We start from the raw sequence: 14,095 nt of genomic DNA, 5'->3' as shown, positions 1-14,095 counted from the left end.
ACTGCCAAAAAAGGGAGAGAAAAATGACACCGTCAAGATTGGCAAAACTGAGCCGTACGACGGCTCTTGGTGCGCTTTTGGCTGTTGGCCCGGCTCTTGGGCTTGAGGGCTTGTCCGGAAGCGCCGCCTTGGCACAAACGGAAACGGCTGACGAGGCGCGTCCGGCTTTGGAACAGATTGTGGTTACGGGCACCCGCCGCCTTGACCGTACCATTGCCGATAGCCCGGTTCCCATCGATGTGTTGAGCGCGTCGGATTTGAGCAAGCAAGGCTTTACGGAAACCAATCAGATGTTGAGCAATTTGCTGCCCAGCTTCAACTTTCCGCAGCCCTCCATCACCGATGGCACCGATACCACTCGCCCAGCCACTCTGCGCGGATTGGCACCGGATCACACGCTTGTTCTGGTGAATGGCAAGCGCCGTCATACCAGCGCATTGCTGAATGTGAACGGGTCTGTGGGGCGCGGTTCCAGTGCCGTGGATTTGAACATGGTGCCCGCCAGCGCCATTGAACGCATCGAGGTCCTGCGTGATGGCGCGGCCGCCCAATATGGTTCGGATGCCATTGCAGGGGTGATCAATGTGGTGTTGAAATCCCGCCCGGAAGGGGGATCGCTCACCGCGACATATGGCCAGCATGTGACCACCTTGCCCGGTATTCCTGAATTTTCCGGCGTTGCCACGGGATCGAACGGGCAGCCCTTGCTGGATGGCAATGGCAATGTCCAGTTGATCCCCACGGGCAAGAATCGCTCGGTGAACGATGGGGAAACGCTTACCATTCAGGGCAATCTGGGCCTTTCCATTGGCGAGCGTGGCTTTTTCAATGTCAGCGGTGAATATCGTGACCGCAATCCCACCAACCGTCAGGGCTTTGATCCGCGGGTGCAATTCTCGGTGGATGACCCGCGTGAGCTTACGGCGAACCGCTTGAACCATCGGTTCGGCAATGCGGATGTGGAAGACATCTCTCTCTTTTATAATATGGGCTATGATCTGAGCGACGAGATCGAGTTCTATTCCTTTGCCAGTCTTGGCGACCGACAAGGGGAAAGCGCCGGCTTTTTCCGGCGGCCCAATGACAGCCGCAATACCCCTGAAGTGCAACCCAATGGCTTTTTGCCGTTTATCGTGACCGATATTAACGATAAATCGGCGGCGGCGGGCGTGCGCGGCTCTATGGGGGAATGGCAGTTCGACACCAGCTTTGTCTGGGGGATGGACGAATTCAATTTCGGCGTGGAAAATAGCCTCAACACCTCGCTTGGGCCGACCAGCCCGACAGAGTTTGACGCCGGTTCTTTGCGGTTCCGCCATATGGTGGCCAATGCGGATGTCCAGCGCCTTGTGGATGTGGGATTCCTTGATAATCCGCTGTCTGTGGCGTTTGGTGCGGAATATCGTGACGAGCGCTATCAGGTGCGGGCAGGGGAGCCAGCCTCTTTCCTTCAGGGCGATTTCCCCGGCGCCGCCGGCTCGCAGGTTTTCCCCGGCTTTCAGCCTTCCAATGAAGTGACAGGCGACCGCAATAGCTGGGCGCTTTATGCGGAGCTGGATACAGATATCACCAGCAAGTGGAATGTGGCCATTGCGGGCCGTTATGAGGATTTCTCCGATTTCGGCAGCACATTGAACGGCAAGCTGGCTACCCGTTATGAAGTGATGCAAGGCTTGGCGTTGCGCGGCGCTGTTTCTTCAGGGTTCCGCGCTCCGTCTTTGTCGCAGCAATTCTTCACCTCGACGGCGACGAACTTCATCGACGGTATTCCCAATGAAGTGGGAACATTCCCGGTGGAAAGCGATGTGGCGGTGGCCCTTGGCGCAATACCTCTGGATGCGGAAGAGTCTTTCAACCTTTCCGCGGGTTTTGTGATCGATCCGCTGCCGGGCTTGAACATTGCGGTGGATTTTTACCGCATCAAGATCGACGACCGCATCGTTTTGACAGAAAACCTGCCGTCGGATGTTGTGGTTCCCTTGCTTGAAGGGATCGGGATCACCGGAGTGCAGCGGGCACGGTTCTTCATCAATGGCGTTGATACACGCACCCGCGGCGTTGATGTGGTGGCTACCTATAGCTATGACACCGATGATTACGGCTTGTTCCGCTTTACCGCAGGTTTCAATTATAATGAAACCGATGTGACATCGCTGAAAGCGGCTCCCGGCCCGTTGGCGGAAGCCAATCTCACCGGTGAAGATCTGTTTGGACGGCTTGAGCAATTGCGCTTTGAAAAAGGCCAGCCCAAAACCAAAACCAATCTCGGCGTGAACTGGCTGATGGAGCAGGTGGGCGCAACGGTGCGCTTCAACCGGTATGGCAAAGTGCTGGATCCGGGCACCACGGCCCTCACAGATGAGGTTTTGGGTGCGAAATGGGTCACCGATGTGGAACTGCGCTATGATTTCAATGATTGGCTGCAGCTTTCCGCCGGTGCGAACAATCTGTTCGATGTCTATCCCGATGCATCGCCCACGGGCGCGCTTCCCGATGGCAGCGGAAATTTCTCGATTTTCAACGAGATTCTGCCCTTCTCCAGCTTCTCTCCCTTTGGTTTTAACGGCCGCTATGTTTATGGCCGGGCAACCCTGAGCTGGTAAGAGCGCCGCTAGAAAAAAGACAGGCCGGAAGGGGGCGCCCTTCCGGCTAAAATAATTCCCAGATAGCATCTTGCCCTTGGGCAAAACTTCGATTAGGTTCCGCCCCGCCCGTGGAGAGGTGCCGGAGTGGTCGAACGGGGCGGTCTCGAAAACCGTTGTGCCCGCAAGGGTACCCAGGGTTCGAATCCCTGTCTCTCCGCCATTATTTTAATAAAATCAATAAGTTGTAGGGAGGATGAGATATCTTCCCATTAATTTACCCATAGATGTGCTTTGCTTTGCGCCAATGAAAAATTGGGTGTTAGCATTGGGTTCTATTAGTAAATTTCTTGTCCAGAGTCTTGTGGTGTGAGCTTTTGTGTAGGCCGAACCTACACTCAGGTGTGGCTACAGCCGCCGCCAGAATGCCGCGCAGTAGAAGCTTTTAGCGCACCCAGGCTCCCATCATAGTCCTATCGGTCGGAAGCCCCTGAGGCTGGGAACAGGCAAGGCCAGCAAGTCAGCAACAGCTTGGCTGTCTGAAACTTCGCTGCCCCGCAGGTCAATATGTTGAAAAATGCAAAAAGTATCAATTGTAGATTGCAATGCTAGTGAGCATGTGCATTGCTTTGATTGATGGCGTGCAGCTTTCTAAGCCTATGATCCGCTACAACATTGGGTGTCGGGACGAAGAAGTCCTGCACCGAAGCGAGTCGATGATGAATTCTTCGAGAAGGAATGATGGAGCACGTAGGAGAAATCGAGAAACGCTTGTGGTCGGTCAGAGAACGGATCAAAGCGCCGAATGGAACAGAAAGCAACTTGTTGCTGAGGTCGCTTCAACGCGCTCTCTATAAGGACGAGACAAGTCGAAGCGTCTTAGAACTCTCCACCGGACCATTATTCGGCGGAGAACAGGAAGAGAAAGACCTGGCCAGTGGCACAATTTACGTGCTGAGGAGCAAATCCAGCCATCCGGTCGTAGCTGAAAATCGTGAGGTGCTGCACAAAATCGGCGTTACAGGCGGCAGCGTTGAGAAGCGTATCGCCAACGCAGCAAAGGACGTGACCTATCTCCTGGCCGATGCCGAGGTCGTCGCAACCTACGAGTTGTTCAATATCAATCGAAAGAAGTTCGAGCAGCTGATGCACCGCGTCTTTGAGCCCGCGAGATTGCAAATCGACATCAAAGACCGCTTTGGAAACCCCGTCGAGCCGCGTGAGTGGCTCCTGGTCCCGCTCTTTGTGATCGACGAGGCGATCGAAAAATTCAAAGACGGCACAGTTGGTGAGTATCTTTACTCTCCTGACGCGGCGCGCTTGGTCCAGACGAATAATACTTACAGGCGGTAGATATGACCACACCACCCAAACCCGCTTTTTCAATTCAAGCAAGTTACTTAGGTCCGATATTCACGCTTAGCGGTGACCTCACAAAGCATAATCAAAATCTAATATTTGCCCGGAATGGGACCGGCAAGTCCTTCCTGTCACGCGCGCTGCGCTATTTGGACTTAGAAGCGCAGGGCCGCGACATCTCTGATGCTGCTAAAAATCTAGTTTCAGATGAAGCTTCTGATGGTAAAGGGATATTCTCATTCTCGCGTGGAGAGAGTGCATTGGGTTCCCTATGCCTCGAAAAGCAAGCGGATAGCGTATCTGCTAGCGTGACCGATACTATCTTTCATGTGTTTTCCGAAGATTTCGTGCAGGAAGAGCTGAGAGAGCACGAATATAAAATTAATGGAAAAATCGAAAATCAGATCTCTGTCGATAGCGAGAACATTAAGCTCAAGGATGCCCAGGACTCTCTGGAAAAGGCCGCAGCAGAAGAGCAGGATGCTATTTCAGCGCTTCGCGAAAAATACGATAAGGAAAAGCTAGCTGAGCTTCGCGAGAAAGCGGGCATCAACAAACAGCTCAGGGAATATAAAGCTCTAAGCCTCGACAGCCTGCTTGAGCGCTTTGCCGAGAAGCCGAAGCCTCCCGAGCAATGCTTTGCCGATATCCTCAAGGATTTGGACCGCCTCAAAGCGATTCCGGCGGAACCGGTATATCCAGATATTCTGAGCTTGATCAAAAGTGACGATATAGAGCTTGGGTCATTGGAAGCCTCGCTCCAACGGGTGACTTCCCCGTCAAGTGTCTCCGAAGAGATCAAGAAGAAGATCGATACCCATCACGACTTCTATGAAACCGGTGCAACAATCATTCAGGACGAGCACCGCACGACATGTCCGCTTTGCGAGCAAGGAATTACATCTCCCGGCCCCAAGGCAATAATCGATGCCTATATCGCATATTTTGAAGACGAAGAGGAAAAGCACAAAGCGGAGCTTCGAGAGTTCTTCCGTAAGCTTAACCAAAAAGAGGCCGAGCTGCAAAAGGTCGAAACGCAGATCGCGAGACAGAAGTCGCGATTTGATGCGCTTAAACGCTTTATTCCGTCCAGGAAAGATACCGAAATCAATGATGGAGAGTTGGAGTTCAAGGAGGTTCGGACGATCATCACTTCTATTAAGAGCGCCATCCAGAAGAAGGCGGGCGCACTGTCCGCTCCGCACTCGCTGCCAAGTGGTGAGCTAACTGCCTGCATTGCCAACCTCAACAAGGTCATCGAAGAAAACAACACCAAGGTCTCGGAGCTTAACAGGGCTGTCGAAAAATCCGACGGGGAGCGCAAAGCTTTGCAACGTAAAGCGTGCGGGGTGTTTGATCGTGAGTTTGCAATCAGCCACTGGTCGGATATTGCAGCCTTGAAGGCCCTCAGGGATGCCACCAAAAGCAGGCAGGACGAATTGACGGCACTTGAGAAATCAAGCCCGTCTACCGACGCTCGTGTTCGTGTCGCGGAAACCTTCGAGCTTCTTCTCAAGGAATTCTTTGCGAACAAGTATGTCTTTGACAAAGACAATTTCGTTCTCAAACGCGGCGATCACGAGATGATGCGCGGTCCGCACCGCACGTTAAGTGATGGAGAGAAAGCAGCCATTGCCTTCTGCTACTTCATAGCCTGCGTTCATCGGAAAGTGACCTCGAACAGCGATTACAGGAAGCTGTTTCTAGTGTTTGACGACCCGGTGACTTCGATGTCGTATGATTTTGTGTTTGCTATCGCGCAAACGCTTAAGCACCTTGGCATTTCAGACAAGGGCGAGGTTTCCATCAAGCCCAGCAAGATAGACGGCAACAGATGTGTACGGCCTGAGCTTCTGATCCTCACCCACAGCAGCTATTTCTTCAATATTTCGCGGACGAACAGGGTTGTCAAAGACGAAGCGACGTTCTCTCTTTCCACTGATGGCGTCACGCATAAACTTTCGCACCTGAGGAGCTATGTGGCTCCGTTTGAGCAACAGCTTGCGCACGTCTACCAGGTTGCGAATGGCAATAATCCCGATCACGGCACCGGCAATGCGATCCGGTCTGTACTGGAAGCGGTTGGGCGTTTTTGCAGGCCTGACAAATCCCAGAGCCTTGAGGACTTTGTTTCCTATCTTGCTGGAGAGGATGGCTTCAGTATTAAAAGCATAATGATTAACTCGCTTTGTCATGGGACCTATTATGACGGGTGTCCGACGGACGATGACCTAAAGCTGGCTTGCCAAGAAGCGCTCTCAGTCGTCGAGAAATATGCCTCTGGACAAATCTCTATTATTCAATCTTAGCCGTAAGGGTGATTGTTTCCAAAGCTATTACTTTCGTTCTCCTTAGCGGATCTTTAAGATAACTCGAAAATATTTCATAATAGCGAACGTATTGTGAGATATCTAAAGAGTAATCTTGACATCTCTTTAAAAAAATATAATAATGTTTGCTATGATAGAACAAAAATCTACAAAAATAAAGGCCTTGCTTTCCTCAGTGCCGTCTGGCGGGCTCGTCGATTCAGCGTGGTTGACGCGCCACAACATGGCCCGGCCAACTGTACACGGCTATGTGAAGCGCGGCTGGCTGAAGCGCCTTGCACACGGAGTCTATCTGAGACCGGCAAGCACATATGATCCTGATCAGCCGCTGAGCTGGCAAGCTGTCGCTGTGTCCATGCACATGATCATGGAGATACCATTCCATGTCGGGAGTATGACTGCGCTCAGCCTTCATGGCCAAGGTCATTATGCGCAAATGAGTGGTGCGGGGCATATCACGCTTTATGCGGAAAAACTTCCCAGCTGGCTTTTCAAGATCAAGGTCGATGGCAAATTTTCGGAAAGGAGCTTGAAGCTATTCTCCGATCCCAAGCTTGGCGTCGAGCCGCTGAAAAACACCGGCTTCAGCTTTGGGGGCGATTTGTCGTTCCCGGTATCAAGCCCGGAGCGTGCGATCTTGGAGCGTTCGATGAATTGCCGGAAGGTGCAGGATTTGATCAGCTCGATATGGTGTTCCAGGGGCTTGCGAGCCTAAGCCCGCGCAAGCTCATGGCTCTTCTATCAAACTGCCGGAAGGTGAAGGTTATCCGCTTGTTCTTCGTGTTCGCGGATCGCCATGGCCATGCTTGGCTGAAACATCTCGACAAGAGTAAACTTGATTTCGGCAAAGGCGATCGTCAGTTGGTTAAAGGCGGCAAGATACACCCAACCTATCGGATAACGGTGCCGACCGAGTTTGTGACCATGGGGCAAGGGAGCGATGATGCGTGAACGCTATGCCGCTCAGATCCGGTTATTGGTTCGCCTCATCCCCTTTGTGGCGGAAGAAACAGACTTCGCCCTCAAGGGCGGTACGGCGATCAACCTCTTTTATCGCGAACTACCGCGCTATTCCGTCGATATTGATCTCATTTATCTACCGATCGAAGACCGTGATAAGAGCTTGGGGGCAATCGCATCTGGGTTGGAGCGGTTAGCGAAGAAGATCGAAAAGAGCGTTGCTGGTGCCCGCGCAACCATCGTGTCTGGTGGCGGCAATCAGGAAACGCGTATCATTGCACAGACTCCAGATGCTCAGGTGAAGATCGAGGTTTCACCTGTCATGCGCGGCACATTGTTTCCGCCGAAGCCGATGATGGTGCATGAGTCAGTCGAAGAGGCGTTCGGCTTCGCGGAGATGTTCGTGATAGATTTCGAGGAACTCTTCGCAGGTAAGATCATCGCGGCACTTGATCGATCGCACCCACGCGATCTTTTTGATGTTCATCATCTTCTTCATGGTGAGGGAATATCAGACGCGCTCTTCCAAGTGACGCTGATCTATCTGATCAGCTCGAACAGGCCGATTCATGAATTACTCGATCCCGGCCAGATTGATCTCGACGATATCTACGCCCGAGAATTTGAAGGGATGACCGCCAAACCCTTGCCGTTGGAAACACTCTATGAGGCACGCGATAGGCTGGTTTCGGAGCTACGCCGTAAGTTAACCGGCGATGCGGCCGCCTTTCTGGAAGGTGTCCACAACTGTGAGCCGGATTTTGATCTGATTGGCCTGCCTCAAGCCGCTCACTTACCAGCCGTGCGCTGGAAGCTTCTCAATCTGAAGAAGTTCAAAGTAAATGATCCAGAGCGCCATGCCGAACAGTTTAAGGCTCTCAAAGAGTTATTCTCATCGGCGCAGTGATTACCGTTCCCGATCCAAATTTCGCGAAGGCCGTGATTTCGCGAAGCATTGCAGGTGTTTGCGTATTTGCTCGTATTTGCGTTGCTCATCGGTGAGAGTAAGTTTCAAGTCGGTCTGGCGTTGATGCTGTTGCTTTTGCTCGTGGCTCAGTTCGCGGCGCTGGTCCAAGTGCCCAAAGATGAGCGCATCCAGTTCGGAAAGATCGCGAATCTGACACTGCCAAGCCTTAAATTCATTTTGCTTTCTAATCCGGCGCATCTCACCGCGCAGCATATTCCACACGCCAGCGACCTTGCCATCTTTGGGCTTCAATAATCGTGCGCTTGCGGTGACGTTCTTGCAGTGCTCTCCGCTCCGCTGTTTGCGTTGCTTGTTTAGGGCTTCGCGTTCCAGCTTTGCTCTTTTCAACAACGTCGATCATGGCGTTTGATGCCGGATATCGGATAGATATTTTTTACGTCTGCGTCGTTAAAGTTTCACACCCGATGCTAGAGGGCTAGCGACCGGGTGTTCTTCTTTCTTTTCAATGACATGCAAAATTGGGAGCATGAAAAAAAGCTGATATCATTTGGCTAACTGTTGATATGCTTGGGTTTTCTGGTGATTGGTGGCAGCGTAGATAGCGCGTTGCTCCCACCAATTCCGGCACCGTTACAGTTCCAGCTCGAAGTCTATGGTCTTCTCAATAACTCTTTCCAGTTCGTATTCTGGCTCGTGTTTATGTCCTTGTTTCTCGTGCTCAAGGAATGACTCTTGATCCGGGACCGGTGCAATTTCCTGTTCCTGGGTTTTGTGGACTTCCGTTGCGCTCAGGCTCTGGCCGAAACAGATCAAAAAATTGAACTTAATGATCAGGAAAAGTTAAATATCATAGCAGTTTATAATCCTGAATGGCTTTGCCAATATATATAAAGTAGGCAGCATATTATCCATTTCTTGAAAATGTTCAATGTTCGGTGCGCACTGTCTTCATGTCCGACATCGTAATTGCAGCTACCGTCATCTTCTGGTTCATGGCCCTAGAGTTTTGCAGTGTCGAACTTTATAATGTTCATGGCTTTGCCGGAAATGGTCCGGCAATGCTTATCCCAGGCGTCCATTAGCTTGCGGCGTTTTTCCAGCAAGTTGCTTCTGAAATAAGCGGCCTCAGTCTTATCCTTGAGTTGATGCGCGAGGGCCGCTTCAATAACTTCTCTGGGAAATGCAGTTGTTTCACCTGCCCAGTCACGGAAGCTGGAACGGAAACCGTGAGCGGTGATGTCCGTTTTGTCCAGGCGGCGTAGTAATTGCGTGAACGCCATGTCTGAAAGGGGCCGGTCTTTTTTGGTGCCGGGGAATATCAGATCGCTTTCGCGATATTTCTCCATAGTCTTGAGAATGTCGATTGCCTGAGAACACAGCGGGACAATGTGTTCCTTTCCGGCCTTCATCCGTTCGGCAGGAATGGTCCAGGTCTTTTTCTCGAGGTCGATCTCATTCCAGGTGGCGAGCCGCACTTCACCGCTGCGGGCCGCCGTTAGAATAAGAAAGCGCAGGCCAAGAGCACTTGTGCCATCGGCAGATGCCAGTTCTTGCATCAGGTCATACATGTCTTGGTAAGGCAGTGCCTTGTGATGCTGTACGCGTTTCAATTTGGTGGGGGCTGGCAGTAGATGGTCCAGATGTCCTTTCCAGCGCGCCGGGTTTTCTCCTTGCCGCAACTCTTGCACGGTTGCCCAATCCAGAATTCTCTCGATACGACCACGCACGCGCGTTGCGGTTTCTGTCTTTGTCGTCCAGATAGGATCGAGAACCTTTTTGACGAGATGCGTATTGATGTCCTTCACCGACAGTTTGCCGATGATCGGATACACATAAGTGGAAAGTGTATTTTCCCACTGCTGGCGATGCTTCGGGTTCTTCCAGGCAGATGAATGGGTCTTCAGATAGTCGTTCGCGCAGTCTTTGAACGATTGGCTCTTCCGGTTTTCCGCCATGCGGGCGCTTCGAGCGGACTTTCTTTGTTCGATAGGGTCGATTCCGTCATGCACCAATTGTCTGCATTCCCGGACCTTATCTCTAACCTCGGAAAGTGAGAAATCCCGTAACGACCCCAGACCCATGTCCCGGACTTTCCGGTTCATCATGAAACGGTAAATCCAGCTCTTTGAGCCAGACTTGCTCACCTGCAGGTAAAGGCCGCCCCCGTCTGAATAGAGACCGGGTTTCGATTCTGATGCTGCTTTTCTCGCAGAGAGTTTGTGAATAGGTCGCGCCATATATACCCATAAATCTACCCATTAATATGGGCCAGATTACTGTGGATCATTATGGATGTCGATAAACCAGAAAAATTAATAAGCCATTGAAAATAATTAAAAATATAAACATTTATGGACATATATGGATGCCAAAAATGCAGACTGTCTCTCCGCCATTTTGCAGAAGTGCGTGAAAGATCTCCGCACCTCGCGGACATCCGCTGTACCTTTCTGTTCTGTCTCCCACTACACCCGAGAGATACCAAGATTGAACTGTTCTGGGCTGGCCTTTTCGATTACTCTGCGACGGCAAAGTCTTTGCACGAAGTAACTGTGGGGATTATCGGCAGATGGTCAAGCAAAACGCCCAAGTGAAAATGAAGGCAATGGTCGCGGCTCGTCTTCTCATGGGTGACTTCGACACTTGGGAAGACTTTGAGAAGGATCGCAAGATTGCGAGGCAGATTGTCAACCGCCGAATTGCCCGGAGCGTATCCGCGCAAATAAATCGAAAGTACGGCGACCTATCCAGAGAGACGCAAAGTTTTATTTCAAAAAATTTTGACCGCTGCGACTATGACGAACTAGCAAGACTATGCGACGAAGTCCCGAGCGGACGCGGCATCTATATGAGGCTCGATGAATTTGAGGAAAAGTTTTTCCTCTTGGCAACGAGAGTCAAGATCTGCTGTCCATTTTACGCGCATGTTTTGATATCGCCGTATGGTCTCAAGTTCGAATTCCCCGAGCACCACTTCCTTAGAGATTTGGAATCAGCGTTCACCCAACTGGATGAAATCAAGTCACTGAAATTTCAATACCCGTCCGGTCAGACCGCCCCAAAGGAGCGCCGCGGTGATGCTGCTGATCTGATGTCACGAGAAAAATTTCTGAGCAGAAGCATCATTAGCGCCAGCTTTAGTTTGGTCGAGGCTTTTCTTAGCGGCATTTTCTTTACGGCGAAAGAAAAACGTTCGTTCGGCCAACTAGCCTGCACAAAAGAATTTTTATCGTACGCAGAAAAGAGGGAAAGCGCCCCACTGAAAGATCGCCTTGATAACCTAATAAAATTCGCTTCGGCGAATCGAGCAACAGTAAACGACGAGCCTTTCAAAATACTTTATCGATTTCGGAAAACACTATCGAGATGCGATCCATCATACGACTCCATTTGAAAGAAAGGGTCTCAAGCCGGGTGATCGGTTGGTCGCGCTTTACGAGATAAATGGGGATATCGCGCTTCAGATTGCGCTGAGTTCTTTTGACTCAGTCTTGACACTTTCGAATTGGGCCTACGAAGATTCTGACGCAACGGCCATCGCGACAGACTGCAAAAATCTGAGGGATAAGGCCACTAAACTCCTCCGTAGTGGCTCCGGCTCGGAAAGGGTTTGACCGCAGTTCCTCTTTCTCCAGATTTTCGAAGCAATTCGCCATGATTTTCCTAGATTCACTCGTGAGCGCTATTCTTTGCACAAACCAGTCAGATTGTGGCGCAATGGTGAGCAGGGCTAAGTGAAATGTCCGCATGAGCGCGGCAGGCCACTCGCATTTGCGAACTGCGTAAAGCTGCGCATACGAGGAAATGCTTAGAGGTGGGCGGGTGTTATGGACGATTCGTTATGACTTATCAGAGAGTTAGAGGATGAGCCCTCTCCCTCCGCCATTTTCCTGTCGCGAACCCGAGACGAGGCCCCATCCGCGGGCCTTTTTCTTTTTATCTCAAAGTCGTTTAGCCAATGCATCCGAACCTCGGAGATTGGCGCTAGGTCCAATTTCCGTCTCTGAACAGTCCTCCGTCTCTAATCGAACGAACCTCATGCCGAGCGGTTCGGCGTCGCGAAAGCCTGCGTTTCCAACGGTTTTCGTAGGTCGCTCGACAATGGATTCAGAGGGCGTTCCTCCGGTTGGCGTGGCCGCCGGGGAAACACGCGGTAGGCGTTTTCCCGTGAAATTCGAGGCAGTTTCGTGTAGGTGCGATAGGATGGTATTCTGCTGTGCAACTCGACTGCACCACACGGCAGAACACTATTTGATTTGACGGTCGTTCAAGTGTGAAGATGGGGGCTGATATTGGTAGCGGCTGGCGGTTACATTCTTCAGGTGCCGAAGGACAGAAGGGAGTTGCTTCTCCAGGAAGCCGAGCACGGTGGCTCGTTCTATCGTTCAAAGCCCCTCGTCTCGGAGCCAGTTTCGCCTTTCGATCACAGCCGCCGCGCACCGCTAGCCGTCTTTGCATCATTCAAGGATGGCTTCATCACCCATATCGCTGACGGAAGGAAAGGCCAGTTTGCCGCCACCGGTCTCGTCCGTCTCAATCTCGAAGACCTCCAGCCTCTGAAACGCCCCGTGAGCTTCGACGAAATCCTTGCAGGCATCAGTGCTCGCGTTGCGTGGCACGTCGAGCAACGCCTGAAAGCGGGCGGTCTACTCCCTTCGAAGTCGCTGGACGCCTTTGTTGACTGCATTACCGAGTTGGACACGAGTATTAGCCCACGTCTCGCGCGTTACTCTGGGCATCGCGCGCAGGCGCTGCGGCGCCTTGAGCCCCGTGTGCGCGAAAACCTCGCCTATCAGAAAGAGTCGCTCGGCCTCGCGCTTGAGATCGCAGGCATTTCGCGGGACGAACTGCTGGCGTGGACTCCGACCGATGATCAACCGCAATCATTCCTTGATGGCCTGCCAGGCGCGCGGGTCCGCGAAGACGCAATGCTGCTGGCGGACTTCTCGACTCTCCCAGGATTTGAAGCGATCGGCGAAACCACTCACTATGGTTCGAAGGTTTTCGTAAGCGAGCGGGATCCGTCGAAACGGCTGACCGTGATCATGGCCAACCGTCTGCCCCTAGAACAACAAACTGGCGCTGACCTCGTTTACTTTAATGAAGCCTACCGCAGTTTCGTGCTGGTCCAATACAAGGCCATGGAAAAGCGCGACAGTGAGACGGAATTTCGCTGGCAGGCGAAGGACCAGTTCTGCGATGAGATCGATCGCATGGAGAGCCTGCTCGCAGAGCTCAGGAAACTTCCGAGCGGCCAACAACCCGACGGCTTCCGTTTCTCGGACAATCCCTTCTTTCTGAAGTTCTGCCCCCGCGTCGTCTTCAACCCCGACGACAAAGGCCTCTTCAAGGGTATCTACCTGCCGCTTGACCTGTGGAAACGTGCGGATGCAGCAGGCTGGTTCACCGGCAAGCGTGGGGGCAAAGTCCTCACATTCGACAATGTGGGTCGTCGCATCAATAACTCGGAGTTTGTGGGGCTCGTCGCTGGATCGTGGGTGGGCACCACGATAGAGCAATCCGCCGTGCTCGGGGAGCTTGTTCGGAAGGTGCTGGAAACAGGCAAGACCGTCACCATTGCCATCAAGCATGCGTCCGATACGGCCGACGATAGCAAGAGGTCCGCTGAATGAAGTTCCTGTACGTCGACGAGCACGGAGGACGCAACCAGTCAGCCTTTTTATCAAGGCAGGCATCAAACACCATATCCACCTGTTCCTCCCACGGCATCAAGGCGATGAGGTACAGCTGGTAGATGGTGATCGCGCAGGGTTCGCGGTGGACGACGACGAGGTGTTCCAGCATTTCGGGCGCCAGCCAGGCGAGGCGCAGGAGACGGCTGACATAGCGATTGGAGAGGCCCTCCTCAGCGGCGAGATCGGCGATGGTGGTCACCTCGCCGCGCTCCCAGCCGCCGCAAGTGGATGGCAATAGTG

The 14,095-nt window shown here is 52.3% G+C and carries 9 protein-coding genes, 1 tRNA gene and 2 pseudogenes; 9 read left to right on the top strand and 3 right to left on the bottom strand.

Annotated features, from left to right (window positions below):
- Nucleotides 1–23: 23 nt before the first annotated feature.
- The 7 genes and pseudogenes from JCM17844_RS09215 to JCM17844_RS09190 all read left to right on the top strand — a co-directional run bounded on the left by JCM17844_RS09215 (nucleotide 24) and on the right by JCM17844_RS09190 (nucleotide 8,138).
- Nucleotides 24–2,603 carry a TonB-dependent receptor plug domain-containing protein gene (locus JCM17844_RS09215; protein WP_150000694.1) on the top strand — a complete coding sequence of 860 codons (2,580 nt, stop codon included), beginning with the start codon at nucleotides 24–26 and terminating at the stop codon, nucleotides 2,601–2,603.
- A 112-nt stretch (nucleotides 2,604–2,715) separates the two neighbouring features.
- A tRNA-Ser gene (locus tag JCM17844_RS09210) sits at nucleotides 2,716–2,805 on the top strand.
- A 530-nt stretch (nucleotides 2,806–3,335) separates the two neighbouring features.
- Nucleotides 3,336–3,935, top strand: a pseudogene (locus JCM17844_RS09205) (GIY-YIG nuclease family protein); the annotation flags it as partial.
- A gap of 2 nt (nucleotides 3,936–3,937) precedes the next feature.
- The gene (locus tag JCM17844_RS09200) at nucleotides 3,938–6,250 is read left to right on the top strand and encodes an AAA family ATPase (RefSeq protein WP_150000692.1); all 2,313 of its coding nucleotides are present in this window, start codon (nucleotides 3,938–3,940) and stop codon (nucleotides 6,248–6,250) included.
- Between the two features lie 142 nt (nucleotides 6,251–6,392).
- Nucleotides 6,393–6,986, top strand: a complete 594-nt coding sequence (locus JCM17844_RS09195; RefSeq protein ID WP_210431707.1) for an AbiEi antitoxin N-terminal domain-containing protein — start codon at nucleotides 6,393–6,395, stop codon at nucleotides 6,984–6,986.
- A complete protein-coding gene (locus tag JCM17844_RS14970) occupies nucleotides 6,959–7,222 on the top strand; it encodes a type IV toxin-antitoxin system AbiEi family antitoxin domain-containing protein (protein ID WP_235898967.1) in 264 nt (87 codons plus the stop codon). The genes JCM17844_RS09195 and JCM17844_RS14970 overlap by 28 nt, the downstream gene beginning before the upstream one ends.
- The gene (locus JCM17844_RS09190; RefSeq protein WP_210431705.1) at nucleotides 7,215–8,138 is read left to right on the top strand and encodes a nucleotidyl transferase AbiEii/AbiGii toxin family protein; all 924 of its coding nucleotides are present in this window, start codon (nucleotides 7,215–7,217) and stop codon (nucleotides 8,136–8,138) included. The genes JCM17844_RS14970 and JCM17844_RS09190 overlap by 8 nt, the downstream gene beginning before the upstream one ends.
- Here JCM17844_RS09190 and JCM17844_RS09185 read toward each other — a convergent pair whose 3' ends face one another.
- Both JCM17844_RS09185 and JCM17844_RS09180 read right to left on the bottom strand, forming a co-directional pair.
- On the bottom strand, nucleotides 8,139–8,546 hold the full coding sequence (locus tag JCM17844_RS09185) for a hypothetical protein (RefSeq protein ID WP_150000690.1): 408 nt from the start codon (nucleotides 8,544–8,546) through the stop codon (nucleotides 8,139–8,141). It lies immediately after the preceding gene.
- Nucleotides 8,547–9,157: 611 nt separating this feature from the next.
- Nucleotides 9,158–10,396 (bottom strand): tyrosine-type recombinase/integrase, encoded by a 1,239-nt coding sequence (locus JCM17844_RS09180; RefSeq protein ID WP_150000689.1) that lies wholly within the window; start codon nucleotides 10,394–10,396, stop codon nucleotides 9,158–9,160.
- A 332-nt stretch (nucleotides 10,397–10,728) separates the two neighbouring features.
- Between JCM17844_RS09180 and JCM17844_RS09175 the strand changes: the two genes are divergently transcribed.
- Together JCM17844_RS09175 and JCM17844_RS09170 are read left to right on the top strand one after the other, a co-directional pair.
- Nucleotides 10,729–11,553: a hypothetical protein gene (locus JCM17844_RS09175; RefSeq protein WP_150000688.1), complete on the top strand. Its 825-nt coding sequence runs from the start codon at nucleotides 10,729–10,731 to the stop codon at nucleotides 11,551–11,553.
- A gap of 898 nt (nucleotides 11,554–12,451) precedes the next feature.
- Complete coding sequence (locus JCM17844_RS09170) at nucleotides 12,452–13,792, top strand: hypothetical protein (protein WP_150000687.1); 1,341 nt, start codon at nucleotides 12,452–12,454, stop codon at nucleotides 13,790–13,792.
- Here JCM17844_RS09170 and JCM17844_RS14965 read toward each other — a convergent pair.
- Nucleotides 13,743–14,095, bottom strand: a pseudogene (locus tag JCM17844_RS14965) (hypothetical protein); the annotation flags it as partial. The gene JCM17844_RS09170 and the pseudogene JCM17844_RS14965 sit on opposite strands and share 50 nt — an antisense overlap.

The sequence above is a fragment of the Iodidimonas gelatinilytica genome, from assembly GCF_008579125.1.
GTDB lineage: Bacteria > Pseudomonadota > Alphaproteobacteria > Sphingomonadales > Rhodothalassiaceae > Iodidimonas > Iodidimonas muriae.
The sequence above is the reverse complement of the archived record's forward strand: the minus strand, read 5'-3'. Positions and strand labels throughout refer to the sequence as shown.